General features: G+C 62.2%; 14 protein-coding genes. 13 read left to right on the top strand and 1 reads right to left on the bottom strand.

Going from position 1 to position 18,743, the window contains the following annotated elements:
* Positions 1–9: 9 nt before the first annotated feature.
* The gene (aceE, locus tag C8K58_RS09515; protein WP_065940828.1) at positions 10–2,655 is read right to left on the bottom strand and encodes a pyruvate dehydrogenase (acetyl-transferring), homodimeric type; all 2,646 of its coding nucleotides are present in this window, start codon (positions 2,653–2,655) and stop codon (positions 10–12) included.
* Between the two features lie 383 nt (positions 2,656–3,038).
* Between aceE and glnE the strand changes: the two genes are divergently transcribed.
* The 13 genes from glnE (at position 3,039) to C8K58_RS09450 (ending at position 18,667) form a co-directional block, all read left to right on the top strand.
* Positions 3,039–5,978 (top strand): bifunctional [glutamate--ammonia ligase]-adenylyl-L-tyrosine phosphorylase/[glutamate--ammonia-ligase] adenylyltransferase, encoded by a 2,940-nt coding sequence (glnE, locus tag C8K58_RS09510; RefSeq protein WP_108573644.1) that lies wholly within the window; start codon positions 3,039–3,041, stop codon positions 5,976–5,978.
* Positions 5,979–6,032: 54 nt separating this feature from the next.
* A complete protein-coding gene (gene waaF, locus C8K58_RS09505) occupies positions 6,033–7,067 on the top strand; it encodes a lipopolysaccharide heptosyltransferase II (protein ID WP_108573643.1) in 1,035 nt (344 codons plus the stop codon).
* Between the two features lies 1 nt (position 7,068).
* Entirely contained in the window at positions 7,069–8,130 is a 1,062-nt protein-coding gene (gene waaC, locus C8K58_RS09500) for a lipopolysaccharide heptosyltransferase I (RefSeq protein ID WP_027604955.1), read from the top strand.
* Positions 8,130–9,254 carry a glycosyltransferase family 4 protein gene (locus tag C8K58_RS09495; protein WP_108573642.1) on the top strand — a complete coding sequence of 375 codons (1,125 nt, stop codon included), beginning with the start codon at positions 8,130–8,132 and terminating at the stop codon, positions 9,252–9,254. The genes waaC and C8K58_RS09495 overlap by 1 nt, the downstream gene beginning before the upstream one ends.
* A complete protein-coding gene (gene rfaP / locus C8K58_RS09490) occupies positions 9,251–10,057 on the top strand; it encodes a lipopolysaccharide core heptose(I) kinase RfaP (protein WP_092359403.1) in 807 nt (268 codons plus the stop codon). Before C8K58_RS09495 ends, rfaP begins: the two co-directional genes overlap by 4 nt.
* On the top strand, positions 10,057–10,791 hold the full coding sequence (locus C8K58_RS09485; RefSeq protein WP_027604952.1) for a lipopolysaccharide kinase InaA family protein: 735 nt from the start codon (positions 10,057–10,059) through the stop codon (positions 10,789–10,791). Before rfaP ends, C8K58_RS09485 begins: the two co-directional genes overlap by 1 nt.
* Complete coding sequence (locus C8K58_RS09480) at positions 10,788–11,540, top strand: lipopolysaccharide kinase InaA family protein (RefSeq protein ID WP_027604951.1); 753 nt, start codon at positions 10,788–10,790, stop codon at positions 11,538–11,540. The genes C8K58_RS09485 and C8K58_RS09480 overlap by 4 nt, the downstream gene beginning before the upstream one ends.
* Positions 11,540–12,997, top strand: coding sequence for a lipopolysaccharide kinase InaA family protein (locus C8K58_RS09475; protein WP_108573641.1), 1,458 nt, complete (start codon positions 11,540–11,542; stop codon positions 12,995–12,997). Before C8K58_RS09480 ends, C8K58_RS09475 begins: the two co-directional genes overlap by 1 nt.
* Positions 12,998–13,069: 72 nt before the next feature.
* Positions 13,070–13,948 (top strand): DUF3800 domain-containing protein, encoded by an 879-nt coding sequence (locus tag C8K58_RS09470; protein WP_098480491.1) that lies wholly within the window; start codon positions 13,070–13,072, stop codon positions 13,946–13,948.
* Between the two features lie 307 nt (positions 13,949–14,255).
* On the top strand, positions 14,256–15,242 hold the full coding sequence (locus C8K58_RS09465) for a sugar ABC transporter substrate-binding protein (protein ID WP_092359401.1): 987 nt from the start codon (positions 14,256–14,258) through the stop codon (positions 15,240–15,242).
* Positions 15,242–16,765, top strand: coding sequence for a sugar ABC transporter ATP-binding protein (locus C8K58_RS09460; RefSeq protein ID WP_108573640.1), 1,524 nt, complete (start codon positions 15,242–15,244; stop codon positions 16,763–16,765). The genes C8K58_RS09465 and C8K58_RS09460 overlap by 1 nt, the downstream gene beginning before the upstream one ends.
* Positions 16,758–17,744 (top strand): ABC transporter permease, encoded by a 987-nt coding sequence (locus C8K58_RS09455; protein WP_108573639.1) that lies wholly within the window; start codon positions 16,758–16,760, stop codon positions 17,742–17,744. Before C8K58_RS09460 ends, C8K58_RS09455 begins: the two co-directional genes overlap by 8 nt.
* On the top strand, positions 17,741–18,667 hold the full coding sequence (locus C8K58_RS09450) for an ABC transporter permease (protein WP_108573638.1): 927 nt from the start codon (positions 17,741–17,743) through the stop codon (positions 18,665–18,667). Before C8K58_RS09455 ends, C8K58_RS09450 begins: the two co-directional genes overlap by 4 nt.
* Positions 18,668–18,743: the final 76 nt, after the last annotated feature.

Below are 18,743 nucleotides of genomic sequence, written 5' to 3'. Positions count from 1 at the left end.
AAAGTCTCCTCAGCAGTCCAGTGGGTTGCGTTTTTCCGGGTTGATCCCGAACTTGACGATAGCGTCAGCTACCACCTTGGGTTCGATCTCACCACGGTCAGCCAAGGCTTCCAGGGCTGCCAACACCACAAAGTGACGGTCGACTTCGAAGAAATGACGCAGCTTCTTGCGGCTGTCACTGCGGCCGAAACCGTCGGTGCCCAAGACTTTGAATTCCTTGGACGGGACCCACTGGCGAATTTGTTCAGCAAACAGTTTCATGTAGTCGGTAGAGGCAATGACTGGACCTTTACGGCCGGCCAGGCACTCTTCGACATAGCTCTGCGCAGGCTTCTGACCCGGGTGCAGGCGGTTGTTGCGCTCTACGGCCAGGCCGTCGCGACGCAGTTCGTTGAAGCTGGTAACGCTCCATACGTCGGCGCCGACGTTGAACTCTTCACGCAGGATCTTCGCCGCTTCACGGACTTCACGCAGGATGGTGCCGGAGCCCATCAGCTGCACGTGGTGCGCCGCTTCCTTGGTGTCTTCTTCGAGCAGGTACATGCCCTTGATGATGCCTTCCTCAACACCGGCCGGCATGGCTGGCTGCTGGTAGGACTCGTTCATCACGGTGATGTAGTAGAAAACGTCCTGCTGCTCTTCGGTCATCTTCTTCATGCCGTCCTGGATGATCACCGCCAGCTCATAGCCGTAGGTTGGATCAAAGGTGCGGCAGTTCGGGATGGTGGCAGCCAGGATGTGGCTGTGACCGTCTTCGTGTTGCAGGCCTTCGCCGTTCAGTGTGGTACGGCCGGCGGTACCGCCGATCAGGAAACCACGGGTACGGCTGTCGCCCGCTGCCCAAGCCAGGTCGCCGATACGCTGGAAACCGAACATCGAGTAGAAGATGTAGAACGGCAGCATCGGCTGGTTGTGGCTGGAGTACGAAGTACCGGCAGCGATGAAGGAGCTCATGGCGCCTGCTTCGTTAATGCCTTCTTCGAGGATCTGGCCCTTCTTGTCTTCCTTGTAGAACATCACCTGGTCTTTATCGACTGGCTCGTAGAGCTGGCCGACGGAGGAGTAGATGCCCAACTGGCGGAACATGCCTTCCATACCGAAGGTACGGGCTTCGTCCGGGATGATCGGCACGATGCGCGAGCCGATTTCCTTGTCCTTGACCAGCTGCGCGAGGATCCGCACGAAGGCCATGGTGGTGGAGATTTCACGGTCGCCCGAGCCGTCCAGGATCGCCTTGAGGGTATCCAGCGGAGGTGTCGGGATGTTGAAGCTCTTGGCGCGGCGCTGTGGCACGAAACCGCCCAGTGCGGTACGACGCTCGCTCAGGTAGCGGGCTTCGGCGCTGTTCGCCTCAGGCTTGAAGAACGGCAGGTTCTCCAGCTCTTCGTCCTTGACCGGGATGTCGAAGCGGTCGCGGAACAGCTTCAGGCTTTCAACATCAACCTTCTTGGTGTTGTGCGCAGTGTTTTTCGCTTCGCCGGCACCGGTGCCATAACCCTTGATGGTCTTGGCCAGGATGACGGTCGGTTGTTCTTTGTGGTTGACCGCTTCGTGGTACGCCGCATAGACCTTGTACGGGTCGTGGCCGCCACGGTTGAGTTTCCAGATCTCGTCGTCGGACAGGTCGGCAACCATCGCCTTGAGTTCAGGCGTGTTGAAGAAATGTTCACGCACGAACGCGCCGTCTTTGGCCTTGTAGTTCTGGTACTCGCCGTCGATGACTTCGTCCATGCGACGTTGCAGGATACCGTCGACGTCCTTGGCCAGCAGTGGGTCCCAGAAACGGCCCCAGATGACCTTGGTCACGTTCCACTGGGCACCGCGGAACACGCCTTCGAGTTCCTGGATGATCTTGCCGTTGCCGCGAACCGGGCCGTCGAGGCGCTGCAGGTTGCAGTTGATGACGAAGATCAGGTTGTCCAGCTTCTCGCGGCCGGCCAGGGAGATGGCGCCCAGGGATTCCGGCTCGTCGCACTCGCCGTCGCCCAGGAAGCACCAGACTTTCTGCTTGCCTTCCGGGATGAAGCCACGGGCTTCCAGGTACTTCATGAAACGTGCCTGGTAGATCGCCTGGATCGGGCCCAGGCCCATGGATACCGTCGGGAACTGCCAGAAATCAGGCATCAGCCAAGGGTGCGGGTAGGACGACAGGCCCTGACCGTCGACTTCCTGGCGGAAGTTGTTCATTTGCTCTTCGCTGATGCGGCCTTCCATGAACGCACGGGCGTAGACGCCTGGCGAGGTGTGGCCCTGGAAGTAGATCAGGTCGCCGCCGTGTTCTTCGGTCGGGGCCTGGAAGAAGTAGTTGAAGCCGATGTCATACAGGGTTGCGCTGGAAGCGAAGCTGGAGATGTGACCGCCCAGGTCAGAATCTTTCAAGTTCGTGCGCATTACCATCGCCATTGCGTTCCAACGTACCAGCGAGCGAATGCGGCGTTCCATGAACAGGTCGCCAGGCATGCGTGCTTCGTGGGTAACGGGGATGGTGTTGCGGTATGGCGTGGTGATGGCGTAGGGCAGTTGCGAGCCGCTGCGGGTCGCGAGTTCGCCCATACGGGTCATCAGGTAGTGAGCACGGTCTTCGCCTTCTTTGTCGAGAACCGATTCCAGGGCGTCCAGCCATTCCTGGGTTTCGACGGGATCGAGGTCTTGCATGGCTTGCTCCAGGGCGGAAAGGCTACCAGAATCGGTTGCCTGAAGTTTGCGACTGGCCTTGTGGGCAGACGACATAAATTCTTGGATGGCCGAAGGTTGCTTCGGCGTCCTGTAGTTTTACTACAAATCGTCGGCCATTTCAGCCTTTCGAATGTATATACGAGTAGTAAAACTACACAAGACCGAGCGGATTGCTCGGTCTGGCTGGTGAGCATAATCGTTATTGTTGATCTTTTGCGAACAAGAAAAGGTAGAAGTTTAATGTTGCCTGCCAAAAATTACATATTTTCAGCTATTTATCACCTTTGTTCGACAGTCCTTCATCGAGCGCGGTGCTTGCCTTCACAGCAGCAGGCCATTTACACGCCGACCAAGGATAGACCATGAGCCTTCCAACGCTGGCCGAACTGCCGGCCATTCTGTTGCCGAAAGCCCAGCGGGCCGAGCAGTCATTTCGTGACGCCGTGGCCGCGCTGGACGATGATCATGGCCTTTCTGCGTGGACGCCGCAACGGTGGGCCGACTTCGCCCGCGTGTGTGCCGCCAGTGATTTTGTCATTGAACAGAGTGTTCGTGACCCTTTGATGTTGCTCGAGCTGGCCGCCTGGGGCGAGCTGGACCGCGGCTTTGCGCCGGGCGAGCTGTGCGGGCAGATTGCCGGTGCGGTGCAACAGGCCGAAACAGAAGATGAGCTGGGCCGCGTACTGCGTCGTCAGCGTACCCGCCAGCAAGTGCGCATTATCTGGCGCGACCTGACCCGCCAGGCCGACCTGGTGCAAACCTGTCGTGACCTCTCCGACATGGCCGACGCCAGCATCGACCAGGCCTACCAATGGCTGTACCAGCGCCACTGCGTGCAGTTCGGCACACCGACCGGGCGGCGCAGCGGCGAGCCGCAGCATATGGTCATCCTCGGCATGGGCAAGCTCGGTGCGGTGGAGCTGAACCTGTCGTCGGATATCGACCTGATCTTCGCCTACCCCGAGGGCGGCGAAACCGTCGGCGTAAAGCGCTCCCTGGATAACCAGGAGTTCTTTATCCGTCTTGGTCAAAAATTGATCAAGGCCCTCGACCCGATGACCGTCGACGGCTTTGTGTTCCGTGTCGACATGCGCCTGCGCCCCTACGGTTCGGCCGGTGCCCTGGTGCTCAGCTTCAATGCGCTGGAGCAGTACTACCAGGACCAGGGTCGCGACTGGGAACGCTACGCCATGATCAAGGCGCGGGTGGTCGCCGGTGACCAGGTGGCCGGTGCGCAACTGCTCGATATGCTGCGGCCGTTCGTGTACCGCCGTTACCTGGACTTTTCCGCCATCGAGGCGCTGCGCACCATGAAGCAGCTGATCCAGCAGGAAGTCCGACGCAAAGGCATGGCCGACAATATCAAGCTGGGCTCGGGCGGCATCCGCGAAGTGGAATTTATCGCCCAGGCGTTCCAGCTGATCCATGGCGGCCGCGACCTCAGCCTGCAGCAGCGGCCGCTGCTCAAGGTGCTCGGCACCCTGGAAGGCCAGGGCTACCTGCCGCCGGCGGTGATCGCCGAGTTGCGCAATGGCTATGAATTCCTGCGTTACACCGAACATGCGATCCAGGCGATTGCCGACCGCCAGACCCAAATGCTGCCGGACAGCCCTGAAGACCAGGCGCGCATTGCCTTTATGCTCGGGTTTGCCGACTGGGCGGCGTTCCACGAGCGCCTGATGTATTGGCGTGGCCGTGTGGACTGGCACTTCCGCCAGGTGATTGCGGATCCTGATGAAGAAGAAGGCGCGGAAAGCGAGTTGGTCGTGGGCGGGGAATGGCTGCCGCTGTGGGAAGAGTCCCAGGATGAAGAGGCCGCTTGCCGTCAATTGGCTGAAGGCGGCTTCACCGACGCCACCAAGGCCCTTAAAGCCTTGGCCAGCCTGCGCAACAGCCCGCAACTGCGGGCCATGCAGCGCCTGGGGCGTGAACGCCTGGATGCCTTTATCCCGCGCTTGCTGGCCCAGGCTGTCGAGCACGCCAACCCGGACCTGGTGCTGGAGCGTGTACTGCCGCTGGTGGAGGCCGTCGCCCGGCGTTCCGCCTACTTGGTGCTGCTGACGGAAAACCCCGACGCCCTGCGCCGCCTGCTGACCCTGTGCGCCGCCAGCCCGTGGATCGCCGAGCAGATCACGCGCTTCCCGCTGCTGCTGGATGAGTTGCTCAACGAAGGCCGCCTGTTCAAGCCACCGCTGGCGCCGGAACTCGCCGCCGAGTTGCGCGAACGGCTCACGCGCATCCCCGAGGATGACCTAGAGCAGCAGATGGAAGCCCTGCGGCACTTCAAGCTGGCCCACCGCCTGCGCGTGGCCGCCTCGGAAATCGCCGGCAGCCTGCCGTTGATGAAAGTCAGCGACTACCTGACCTGGCTCGCCGAAGCCATCCTCGAACAAGTGCTGGCCCTGGCCTGGCGCCAGACGGTGGCCCGCCACGGCTCGCCGCAGCGCTTGGATGGTACCTTGTGCGATCCTGGGTTCATCATTGTCGGTTATGGGAAAGTCGGCGGCATCGAACTGGGGCATGGTTCGGACCTGGACCTGGTGTTTATCCACGATGGCGACCCGCAGGCCGAGACCGACGGCGCCAAGCCGATCGACGGCGCGCAGTTCTTCACGCGCCTGGGCCAGCGGATCATTCACCTGCTGACCACCCAGACCAACTCCGGCCAATTGTATGAAGTCGACATGCGCCTGCGACCTTCCGGCGCATCCGGGTTGCTGGTCAGTTCCCTCGGGGCGTTTGACCGCTATCAACAAAATGAAGCATGGACCTGGGAGCATCAGGCCCTGATCCGCGCGCGGGTGCTGGTGGGCAGCCAGGATGTGGGCCAGGCATTCGAGCAGGTACGGGCTAAAGTGCTGGGGCGTGAGCGCGACTTGGCGAAGTTGCGCCACGAGGTCAGCGAGATGCGCGCCAAGATGCGTGACAACCTGGGCACCAAGGCCACGGCGGCCGGCACCGGCGCCAATGCCTTCGACGCCACGGTGCTGTTCGACCTCAAGCAGGACGCCGGAGGTATCGTCGATATTGAATTTATGGTGCAATACGCGGCTTTGGCGTGGTCTGCGCAACATCCATCGTTGCTGCGCTATACCGACAATATCCGCATTCTGGAAGGCCTGGAGCAGGTGGGTTTGATGCCCGCCGCCGATGCCCATCTGCTGCGCGAGGTGTATAAGGCCTACCGTTCCGCCGCGCATCGCCAGGCCTTGCAGAACGAGGCCGGTACGGTACCCGGTGATCAGTTCGCTGACGAACGGCGCCAGGTGATGCGAATCTGGCAGGCGCTGGGGTTGGGTTGAAACACTATTAGGGCGGGGAGGCATAAGCCTCCCCGCATCGTTTGTGGAAACTACATGAATATTCTGATCGTTGGGCCCAGTTGGGTCGGTGACATGGTGATGGCGCAGACACTGTTCCAGAGCCTGCGCGTGCGCTATCCAGATTGCCAGATCGACGTGCTCGCCCCCGAGTGGAGCCGGCCGATCCTCGAGCGCATGCCCGAAGTGCACAAGGCCTTGAGCTTTCCGCTCGGCCACGGTGCCCTGGAATTGGCGACCCGCCGTCGCATCGGCAAATCCTTGGCGGGCCAGTACGACCAGGCGATCCTGCTGCCCAACTCGCTCAAATCGGCGCTGGTGCCGTATTTTGCCGGTATCCCCAAGCGCACCGGCTGGCGCGGCGAGTTTCGCTATGTGCTGCTTAATGATGTACGCACGCTGGACAAGGCGCGCTACCCGCTGATGATCGAACGCTTCATGGCCCTGGCCTATGCGCCGGGCGCCGAGCTGCCCAAGCCGTACCCGCGCCCCAGCCTGCAGATCGACCCGGTGACCCGCGATGCGGCACTGGCCAAGTTCGGCCTGGCCCTGGATCGTCCGGTGTTGGCCCTGTGCCCCGGGGCGGAGTTTGGCGAGTCCAAGCGCTGGCCGTCGGACCACTACGCCAAAGTCGCCGAGATGAAGATTCGCGAAGGCTGGCAGGTGTGGTTGTTCGGTTCGAAAAACGATCACTCGGTGGGTGAAGACATTCGCCAGCGCCTGATCCCGGGCCTGCGCGAAGAGGCCGTCAACCTCAGTGGCGACACGTCCCTGGCCGAGGCCATCGACTTGCTGTCCTGTGCGGACGCCGTGGTGTCCAACGACTCCGGCCTGATGCATGTGGCCGCTGCGCTGAACCGCCCGTTGGTGGCGGTGTACGGCTCCACCTCGCCGGGCTTCACCCCGCCGCTGGCCGACCAGGTCGAAGTGGTGCGCCTGGGGCTGGAGTGCAGCCCGTGCTTTGATCGCACCTGCCGCTTCGGCCATTACAACTGCCTGCGCCAATTGCTGCCGCAGCCGGTAACCGATGCCTTGCAGCGGTTGCAGGGCGACGTGGTCGAGGTTCACTGAGTTGCGGGTACTGGTAATCAAGACCTCATCCCTGGGCGACGTGATCCACGCCTTGCCGGCACTGACTGACGCGGCACGGGCGATCCCCGGCATTCGCTTCGACTGGGTGGTGGAAGAAGGCTTTGCTGAAATCCCCACCTGGCATCCGGCGGTGGACAAGGTGATCCCGGTGGCGATCCGCCGCTGGCGCAAGAACCTCTGGCAAACCTTCAAGAGCGGCGAGTGGCGGCGCTTCAAGCAGCAAGTCCAGTCGACCAAGTACGATCTGGTGATCGATGCCCAAGGCCTGTTCAAAAGCGCCTGGCTGACCCGCTACGTGCGAGCTCCGGTGGCCGGATTCGACAAACACTCGGCCCGTGAGCCGATTGCGGCGCGCTTCTACTCGCGGCGCCTGGCCGTGGCCCGTGGGCAGCATGCGGTGGAGCGTTTGCGCCAACTGTTCGCCGTGGCCCTCGGCTATGACTTGCCCAAAGGCTTGGGCGACTACGGCCTCAGCACCGAAAAACTGCTCGGCCTGCCGCCGAAAAAGCCCTTCGTCCTGCTGCTGCACGGCACCACCTGGGACACCAAGCATTGGCCCGAAGCCTACTGGCGCGAATTGGCTGAACGCATGGGCCGCCTGGGGGTGGACGTGAAGTTGCCGTGGGGCAACGCCGCCGAAAAGGCCCGGGCTGAGCGCCTGGCCCAAGGCCTGAACAACGCCGAAGTGCTGCCCAAGCTGAACCTGGCCGGCGTGGCCCGGGTATTGGCCGGCGCCCGCGCCTGTGTGGCGGTGGATACCGGACTCGGGCATTTGGCGGCGGCATTGGATGTGCCGACCATTTCCCTGTTCGGCCCCACCAATCCCGGCCTGACCGGCGCCTACGGCAAGGGCCAGATTCACCTGGCCAGCGACTTTGCCTGTGCGCCGTGCCTGCAAAAACAATGTACCTATCAACCGACGGCCGACGACCTGCGTCGGTTCGACATCAAGCGCGAGTCGCCCCTGTGTTTCACGCGCCTGAACCCTGAGCGTGTGGCAACCCGGCTGAGCACGTTGTTACTGGCTGAGGAGCTGCACTGATGCAACTGGCTTTTGTTCTGTACAAATATTTCCCCTTCGGCGGCCTGCAGCGCGATTTCATGCGCATCGCCCTGGAGTGCCAGCAGCGCGGCCATCAGATTCGTGTCTACACGCTGATCTGGGAGGGCGACATCCCGCCCGGCTTCGAAGTGCTGGTGGCGCCGGTCAAGGCGTTCTTCAACCATCGGCGCAACGAGAAGCTCAGCGCCTGGATGGAGGCCGACCTGGCCAAGCGCCCGGTGGACCGCCTGATCGGCTTCAACAAGATGCCCGGCCTGGACGTGTACTACGCGGCCGATGGCTGCTTCGAAGACAAGGCACAAAACCTGCGCCATTCGCTGTACCGCAGTTTTGGCCGCTATCGCCACTTTGCCCAGTACGAGCGCGCGGTGTTTGCCAAGGACGCCAAGACCGAAATCTTGATGATTTCCGAAGTGCAGCAGCCGCTGTTCATCAAGCATTACGACACGCCGCTGGAGCGTTTCCACCTGCTGCCACCGGGCATTGCCCAGGACCGCCGAGCGCCGCCGAATGCGGCCGAGATTCGTGAAGGCTTCCGCAAGGAGTTCAACCTGGGCGATGACGACCTGCTGCTGGTGCAGATCGGTTCCGGCTTCAAGACCAAGGGCGTCGACCGCAGCCTGAAAGCGCTGGCCGCATTGCCGGCTGAGCTGAAAAAACGCACGCGCCTGTTTGTCATCGGCCAGGACGACCCCAAGGTATTCCAACTGCAAAGCGCCACCCTCGGGCTGGGCGATAACGTGCAGTTCCTCAAGGGGCGCAGCGATATTCCGCGCTTCCTGCTGGGCGCCGACCTGTTGATCCACCCGGCGTACAACGAAAACACCGGCACCGTGTTGCTCGAAGCCCTGGTGGCCGGGTTGCCGGTGCTGGTCTCGGCCGTATGTGGTTATGCCCATTACATCGCCGAAGCCGACAGCGGCCTGGTGCTGGACGAGCCGTTTGAACAGGCTCAGTTGAACCAGTACCTGGCGCAGATGTTGACCGATTCTGCACAGCGCGCGGCCTGGGGCCGCAATGGGTTGGCCTTCGCCGAGACGGCCGACCTCTACAGCATGCCGCAGCACGCTGCGGATGTGATTCTGGCGGAGCCAAAACGATGAAGTTGATTCTTGCCGAACCGTTCAAGACGTTATGGGCCGGGCGTGACGCCTTCGCCGAAGTCGAGAAACTGCAAGGCCAGGTATTCCGTGAACTGGCGGCGCGTCGCACGCTGCGCACCGAGGTGGATGGCCGCCCGTATTTCGTCAAAATCCACCGCGGCATCGGCTGGGCGGAAATCTTCAAGAACCTGATCACCGCCAAGCTGCCGGTGCTCGGCGCCGGCCTGGAATGGGATGCCATTCACCGCTTGCAGGCGATCGGCGTGCCGACCATGACCGGCGTGGCCTTCGGCGAAAAAGGCAGCAACCCGGCGGACCAGCACTCGTTCATCATCACCGAAGAGCTGGCGCCGACCATCAGCCTTGAAGACCTGACCATCAACTGGGTCGCCGAACCGCCCACACCTGCACTGCGCCATGCGCTCACGGCCGAACTGGCGCGCATGGTCGGCGACATGCACCGGGGCGGCGTGAATCACCGCGACTGCTACCTGTGCCACTTCCTGCTGGACACGTCCAGGCCGATCGACCCACGCAACATCAAGCTCTCGGTGATCGACCTGCATCGGGCGCAAATGCGCGCCCATCTGCCGCTGCGCTGGCGCGACAAGGACCTCTCCGCGCTGTATTACTCAGCGTTGGACATCGGCCTGACCCGGCGCGATAAATTGCGCTTCCTCAAGGGCTACTTCCGCCAGCCGCTGCGCCAGGTCCTGGCCGAGCAATCGGCGTCCCTGAGCCTGATGCAGCGCAAGGCCGACAAGCTCTACGCGCGCAAGCAACGTTATGGGGATGCGATCTGATGGCGGGTTGGAACCTGGAGCCTGCCTACGCCGCACTGGCGGATGATTTTGGAAGCCTCGAAGCGGTGTTTGCCCTGCAAGGCGAGCGGCTGACCCGCGACCCGCTGTCGGAAGTGATCCGGGTGGAGCGTGGCGGGGTCAACTACTACGTCAAACGCTACACCGGCGCCGGCAAGGGCCTGCGGCGTTACCTGGGCAAGCCGCGGGTCAAGTCCGAATGGCAGAACCTCAAGCGCTTCGCCAAGTGGGGCATTCCCACCGCCGATGTGGTTGCCTGGGGCCTTGAGCGCAGCGGCCTGGCCTATGATCGTGGCGCAATGATCACCCGCGAGTTGCCGAGGACCGAAGATCTCTCGGTCCTGGCCGAACGTAAGGATGCGCGCCTGCGCGACCCCAAGTGGGTCAACGCGGTCAGCCGCCAGCTCGCCGAATACACGCGCACCATGCACGATCATCGCTTTACCCATAACGACTTGAAGTGGCGCAACCTGCTGATCGACGACCAGGCCACCCTGTACCTGATCGATTGCCCCAACGGCGATTTCTGGCGCGGTTTCTGGCTCAAGTATCGCATTACCAAGGACCTGGCCTGCCTGGACAAGGTGGCCAAGTATCACTTGTCGGCCACTCAGCGCCTGCGCTTCTACATGCAGTACCGTGGGTGTCGGCACCTGAGTGAGTCGGACAAACGGCGGATTCGCCACGTAGTGAAGTTTTTCGAGGGACGTGAATGAGTGATTTCCTGGCGGCTGAAGATCGCGCCCTGCTGGAGCGCCACGGCCTCGCGACATTCGACGCCCTGTGGGCCCGGCAACTGGACGCGGTGGACGAGCCGAACACCAGCCGTGGCGGCTGGAGCAGCGTGTTTCGCCTGGAGCTCGACGGCCACGGCTATTACCTCAAGCGCCAGAGCAACTACCTCACGCGCAGCTTGCACCGGCCATTGGGCGAGCCCAGTTTCTCCCGCGAGTTCCGCAACATCAGCCGTTACCGCAAGCTCGGGATCCCGGCGCTGCAGGCGGCGTTCTACGGCGAGCGCAAAGTCGCCGGTGAGCACCGCGCGATGCTGCTGACCCGTGCCCTGGACGGCTGGAATGACCTGGATTCGTTGCTGGAGCAATGGGCGCAACTCAGCGATGCCCAGCACCGCGCGATCCTGCTGGCCTGCGGTCAACTGGCGCGCCGGTTGCACAGCGTCGGCCAGGTGCATGGCTGTTTCTACCCCAAGCATATTTTCCTGCAGGCCACCGGGGACGGCTACGCCGCGCAGTTGATCGACCTGGAGAAAACCCGCCCGCTGCTGTTCGGCTGGCGTGACCGGGTCAAGGACCTGGAGCCGTTGTTGCGCCGGGCACCGCAGTGGTCGGACGCACAGGTGCGTCAATTGCTGGCGGCTTACCTCGATCAGCCCGAAGGCAGCGCGCTCGTCACCACCTGGCTGCAACGCCTGACGAAGCGGCGTAGCCACAAGGAGAACCGCTGATGCGCCTGTCCGAGTTGAAAAACGCCGGCCGCACGCCGAGCCTGCCCCTCACTATCGACCTGGCGGATGCCGCCGGCCCTGGCCAACTGCAACTGCTGAGCCTGTTGCGGGTGTTGCCGGGCGAGCGTTACGTGGGCGCGGCGATCTGGCGCGGGCGTCCGGTGCTGGCCAAGTTATTGGTGGGCGGCAAGGCCGCGCGGCATTTCCAGCGTGAACTCAGCGGCGTACGCCTGCTGGCCGAGCAAGGCCTGACCACCCCGCTGTTGCTCGCCGATGGCTTGCAGGACGGCGAGGGCGGCTGGCTGCTGTTCGAGTTTATCGAAGGTGCCGAGAGCCTGGCCGATGCCTGGCACGCCGTTGAAGCGCTACCGCCACTGGCCGACGAGCAAACCGCCGTGCTGGCCGAGGCCCTGGGTGCGATCGGCCAGATGCATGCCAAGGGCCTGTGGCAGGAAGACCTGCACCTGGACAACCTGCTGCGCCGGGACGGCAAGCTGTACTTGATCGATGGCGCCGGCATTCGTGTTGAAGAGGCGGGCAAGCCCCTGTCGCGCGACCGTGTGCTGGAAAACCTCGGGGTGTTTTTCGCCCAGTTGCCGAAAAACCTCGAGCCGTTTACCGAAGAACTGCTGGTGTACTACCTGCTGAGCAACGGCGAGCACGCCTTGCCCCTGCAAGCCCTGGAAAAACAGGTGCGCAAGGTCAGCGCCTGGCGTTTGAAGGACTTGTTGAACAAAGTGGGGCGCGACTGCACGCTGTTCAGCGTGGTGCGTGGCGCCTTTGCCTTGCGCGCGATCCGTCGCGAGGAAGAGCCGGCGATGCTGCCGGTGCTGGAGCAGGCGGATGCGTTGCTCGACCAGGGCCACCTGTACAAGACCGGTGGTGCGGCCAGCGTGGCCAAGGTCGATGTGGCCGGCCGGCCATTGGTGATCAAGCGCTACAACATCAAGGGCTTCGCCCATTGGCTCAAGCGCTTCTGGCGCCCGAGCCGCGCCTGGCATTCCTGGCGCGAAGGCAATCGCCTGGCGTTCCTCGGCATCGCCACGCCCAAGCCATTGGCCGTCCTGGAAAAGCGCTGTTTCTGGCTGCGCAGCCGCGCTTACCTGGTTACCGAATACCTGCCGGGCCCGGACATCATCGAGCGTTTCGCGCCCTATATCGAACACGGTGACGCGCCGGAAAACGAACTGCTGGCGCTGGACCAGTTGTTCGCCGAGCTGATTCGCGAGCGCATCAGCCATGGCGACTTCAAGGGCCATAACCTGTTCTGGGATAAGGATCGCTGGTCACTGATCGACCTCGACGCGATGTGCCAACACAGCTCTGCCGCCAGCTTCGCCCCGGCGTATGCCAGGGACCGTGCGCGGTTTATGCGGAACTGGCCTGAGAGTAGTGCGTTGTATCAGATGATTGATCAGCGTTTGCCGAAAGGGGTTCAGACTGGTGGCCCTCTGTAGCAGAGCTTCGGGGCAATATGGGTGTAGGTGGGCGACCTAGAAAACACTTGAAACCCCAGGATTAACTATCCAATGGCAGATGAAAAACCAACCTCTCCGCAGTTTCTGCTTTTTGAAAGTGAGAGTGAGGCGGAGCGTGTTGCAGAAGTTGTGGCAGCGAAACCGCCAAAAGGGGAGTTCAGCGACTTCATCGTCTATGTGGATGAAAGTGGCGATCATGGGATGCAGACACTTGATGTCAACTACCCCATGTTTGTTTTAGCTTTCTGTGTTTTCCATAAGAGGCACTATTGCGAAAAGGTCATCCCTGCCCTTCAAAAGTTCAAGTTCAATCATATGGGGCATGACCTTGTTGGCTTGCATGAGCTGGAAATCCGTAAGGAAAAAGGGGCGTTCTCCAGTATGTTTGTCTCTCGCCAACACAAGCATGTTTTCCTGGAGGAGCTGACCAGCATCATTGAGTCGAGCAATTTCGTCTTGATCAGTTGTGTGATTGATAAAGCTACGCTTAGAGAGCAGCAAGGCCCAATACACAACCCCTACCATCTGGCTTTGGGCTTCTGTCTTGAGACGCTTCACGAGTTTTTACATGAGAAAAATCAGCAGAGCGCACTGACGCATGTGATTTTCGAGCGTCGAGGTCGTAAAGAGGATAACGAGCTTGAGTTGGAGTTTCGTCGGATGTGCGATGGAGCCAACCGTCCAGGTATCCGCCTACCATTTGACATCGTGTTTGCCACGAAGCAGGTCAACTCTACGGGGTTGCAGCTTGCGGATCTTGTTGCGCGCCCCATCGGCATGAGCGTTTTACGACCGGGCCAGGAAAATCGTGCCTTTGACGTGCTCAAACGCAAGTTTTATTGCAGTGGAGGGCGGAGCAAGGTGGGAGAGGGCTTTGAAAATTGGGGGCTGAAAATTTTCCCTACTGCTGAAAGCGAAAAGCCCCGGTGAGACTCACCGAGGCTATAACGCCGACCGGGATCCCCCAGTCCATTTGCGGCAAATTCTATGTCCGCGATTTTAGAGTGTCAACGCGCAGCACCTGAGTAACCGACGGCCGTGGTTGTGCGAGTCTACTGACGCGCTCAATAGTAAGAGCTGTTGCCTGAGCAACAGTTATCAGACAGTTGTTGGCCCAGAACGACAGCCCGCCTTAACCCGCAAACGTTATCCCCTTGATTTGACGTAATAAAAATCCTGGCACGGGCTCTGCAACGCCTCCTGGTGAACCCTTTCACCGGTCGCAGCGGAGCCCTGTATGCCTTCCAGCCTTTCCTCGCTTTCCCGTTTGATCTGCCTTGGCGCCGCGCTGTTGCTGGGCCATGTCGTCAGTGTCCAGGCTGCCGAGGGCGATGAGGCCGTGCCGTCCCTGGCCGGCAAGCGCATTGCCGTGAGCATGACCGGCACCAGCCACTATTTCGATATCAAGGCGTTCCAGGCCCAGGTCGATGAGATCAAGCGCCTGGGCGGCACGCCGATCACCCTCGATGCCGGGCGTAACGACAAGAACCTGGTGACCCAGCTGCAAACCGTGGTCACCCAGAAACCCGACGCCGTGATCCAGACCCTCGGCACCCTCAGCGTGATCGATCCCTGGCTCAAGCGCATCAGCAAGGCCGGCATCCCGCTGTTCACCATCGATGCACCGTCCCAGTACAGCCTCAACAACACCACCTCCGACAACGTCGCCACCGGCAAGGCGTTGGCCGATCAGTTGATCAAGGACGCCGGCGGCAAAGGCAAGATCCTGGTGTTCAACGGTTTCTACGGCGTGCCGGTGTGTGCGATCCGTTATGACCAGTTGAAGCTGGCGCTCAAGGATTACCCCCAGCTGGAAATCATCCAGCCGGAACTTCGCGACGTGATCCCCAACACCGTGCAGGATGCTTATTCACAAGTCTCGGCGCTGCTCAACAAATACCCGGCGGGCAGCGTCTCGGCGATCTGGTCGGCGTGGGACATTCCGCAGTTGGGCGCGAGCAAGGCGCTGATCGATGCCGGGCGCACCGAGATCAAGACTTACGGCGTCGACGGTACGCCGGAAGTGCTGGCGCTGCTCGGCCAGGCAAATTCGCCGGTGGGGGCGGTGGTGGCGCAGCAACCGGCGTTGATCGGCAAGACCGCTGTGCAGAACGTGGCGCGCTACCTGGCCGGGCAACGAGACCTGCCCAAGGAAACCCATGTGGCCACGCTGCTGACCACCGCGGCCAACCTGGACCAGGTTCAGCAACTGCGGGGTGACTGATGCCGGCATTGCACCTGCAACACTTGCATAAACGCTTTGGCGCCACCCTGGCGCTGGATGACGCAAGCCTTAAAGTCGAACGCGGCAGCATCCACGGCCTGGTGGGGGAGAACGGTGCGGGCAAGTCGACCTTGATCAAGATCCTGGCCGGCATCCACAAGGCGGACGCGGGGCAGGTGAGTATCGATGGCCAGTCGTACGCCGCCTTGTCACCGCGCCAGGTGGATGCGCTGGGCGTGCAGTTCATCCATCAGGAGCGTCTGTTGCCCGCCAGTTTTACCGTGGGCGAGGCGCTGTTTTTCGGGCATGAATTGCGGCGCGGGCCCTTTGTGGATCGACGCCGACAGCAACGTGAAGCCGAGCGCTTGCTGGCGGAATATTTTGATCTGCAATTGCCCGCCGGTGCGCTGGTGAGCGAGCTGAACAGCGCCGAACGCCAGGTGCTGCAAATCACCCGGGCGTTGATTCGCCAGCCCAAGATCCTGGTGTTCGACGAGCCCAGCGTGGCCTTGGTCAAGCGTGAAGTCGACCAGTTGCTGCGCATCGTCAAGCGCCTGCGCGACCAGGGTTTATCCATCCTGTACATCTCCCATTACCTGCAGGAAATCGACAGCCTCTGCGATGAAGTCACGGTGCTGCGCAATGGTCGGGACGTAGCGGTGGTGCAGCCCCGGCATACGTCCAGCGCCGAGATTGCGCGGCTGATGGTAAATCGCGAGGTGCAGGAGATGTACCCCAAGGCCAAGGTTGCACCGGGAGCGCCGCTGTTGCAGGTACGCGGGTTGAGCCTGGCGCGGCGCTATCGGCAGATCGATCTGGAGGTGCGGCGCGGAGAAATCGTCGGCCTGACCGGGCTGGTCGGCTCGGGAGCCAAGGAGTTGTTCAAGACACTCTTCGGTGTCGAGCGCGCCGACAGCGGCAGTGTGCATCTGGGCGGGCGTTTACTGCGCCTGCGTTCGCCGGCCCAGGCGATTGCCGAGGGCCTTGCGCTGGTGCCGGAAGAGCGGCGCAGCCAGGGGATCTCGCCGGTGCTTTCGGTGCTGGAAAACCTCACGCTGGCGGGGCTCGGACGGTTCAGCCGCTGGGGCTTGTTGAGCCGCCGCAAGGAGCAGGCGGAAAGCCTGCGGCTGATCGACGAATTGGCGATCAAGGCGCCGGGGCCCCAAGCGGCGGTCAGCCAGCTCAGTGGCGGCAACCAGCAGAAGGTCGCCCTGGGGAAGTGGCTGAGCCGCCGCTCGGCGGTGTACCTGCTGGATGAGCCCTGCGTGGGCGTGGATGTGGGGGCCAAGGTGGAGATCTACCGCTTGATCGGGCGCTTGGTGGAAGAGGGGGCGGCGGTGTTGGTGCTGTCGTCGGATTTGCCGGAGTTGTTGGGGATCAGTGACCGAATCCTGGTGCTGCATCGGGGTGAGATCGCCGGTGAATTCCGTGCCGGGGAGGCGGACAGCGATCAGTTGCTGGCCTGTGCGACGGGAGCCGTGGCTGCGGCGGCTTTAAGCGCTCGAGAGGTGGAACATGCTTGAAACGGCGACGCCTGGGTTATCGCAGCGGTTGTGGGTGCTGGTGCTGCGCCGTGGGTCGGTGGGCGTGTTTGTGGCGATCCTGCTGGGGTTTGCCGTGGCTGCGCCGAATTTTCTGTCGGTAGGCAATCTGGCCAATGTGTTCAGCCAGTCGGCGATCCTCGGCGTGCTGGCCTTCGGGCTCACCTGCGTGATTATCGGCGGCGGCTCGAACGTGGTGGCTGGAGGGCTGGACCTGTCGCTGGCGGCCAACCTGGGCTTGTGCGCGGCGGTATTCAGCCGCCTCAATAATGCCGGCCTGGATCTCGGGTTGACGTTGCTGCTGACTCTGGGCTGCGGTTTGGCGGTCGGCTTGCTGAATGGGCTGGCCGTGGTGGTGCTGCGTTTGCCGCCGTTGCTGGCGACCCTGGCGAGCATGAATGTATTGGCGGGGCTGGAGTTGGTGTTGACGGAGAACACGGTGGTCTCCACGGACTCGCCGCTGCTGGACCTGCTCAGTGGTGGCACCTGGTTGGGCGTACCGGCCCTGGCCTGGGTGCTGCTGGTGACGGCGGGCGTGTTGACGCTGCTTATCCAGCACTCGGCCTATGGGCTGCGCCTGCATGCGGTGGGCGAATACCCCCAGGCGGCCGAAGCGGCGGGCATTGGAGTGCCCGTCTACGTATTGTCGAGCTATCTGCTGTCCGGTCTATGTGCCGCGGTGGCTGCGCTGTGTTCGGCGGCGTTCTTCAGCGGCAGCACCACCGGCTCCGGTGACATGCTGCTGTCGGTGGTGGCGATCGCCTTTCTCGGCGTGGTGTTTTCCCGCCGGCTGGTGGCGAGCATTCCTGGGACGTTGCTGGCGGCGCTGTTGATTGGTTTTCTGATCAATGGCTTTCAACTGCTTAACCTCTCCAGCTTCTGGGTCAATGGTGTGCAGGGCGTGTTGATCCTGCTGGTCGTCGCAGCCTCCAGTGCAGTGAACCGAGGGGCGACGGCATGAACGCACGCGCCGTATTGCCGCTGACATTGCCACTGGTATTCACCCTGATTGTCGTGGTGTTTGCGCTGCAAGCGCCGGGCTTCCTCAGTGCAGGCAACCTGCAAAGCCTGGTGCTGAACAACTTCGTGCTGCTGGCGATTGTCGCTATCGGCATGACCTACGCGGTGGCGGCCGGTGGCATCGACCTGTCGGTGGGCACGGCGCTGGACTTTGCCAGTTTCAGCTTTGTGGTGCTGCTCAATGGCGGCCATGGCTGGGCGGTGGCGGCCACGGGCGCGCTGGCGGCGGCGCTGCTGGTGGGGCAGGTCAACGCCGGCCTGATTGCCGGGCTGCGCATCAGTCCGTTCCTGGCCACCCTGGGCACCCTGTTTATCGGCACCAGCGCCCAGCAACTGCTCTCGGACGGCGGCCAGCCGATCTATATCAGCCAAGGCTTGAAGCCTGAGCTCACTGGGCTGACACCGCTGCTGGTGGTAGTGGGGCTGGCGCTGTTCTACGGCCTGGCCCTGGCGCGCGGACGCCTGGGCCGTGAGTTGCTGGCCCAGGGCACCCAGCCGCTGCTGGCGTATTACTCGGGGTTGTCGGTGCGGCGCATCGTCACCGTCGTGGCCCTGGCTACCGCCCTGGCCTGTGGGGTGGCCGGTGTGTTGCTCAGCTCGACAGTCAGCGCCTATGTGCCGCTGTCCGGGAACGCGTTTTTGCTCAATGCGATTGGCGCGGTGTTTATCGGCACCACCTTGAGCCGACAGGGCCGGGCAAATATTCCCGGGACGCTGCTCGGAGTGCTGTTTATCAACGTGATCGCCAACGGGCTGCTGCTGATCGGCTGGAATTTCTACTGGCAGCAGGTGGCGACCGGGGTGCTGATCTTTATCGTGCTGAGCTTCAGTTTCGCCAGCCGGCGGATGCTGGAGCGCGTCTAGTGTTGCACCCCGAAAGCTGGACTCCATCCGACGCTTGGGGGCATGAGCAAACTCCCCTTATTGCATAAACAATTTC

It is taken from the genome of Pseudomonas sp. GV047 (genome assembly GCF_003058245.1).
GTDB classification, from domain to species: domain Bacteria; phylum Pseudomonadota; class Gammaproteobacteria; order Pseudomonadales; family Pseudomonadaceae; genus Aquipseudomonas; species Aquipseudomonas marginalis.
This window is presented reverse-complemented; position numbering and strand designations above follow the sequence as displayed.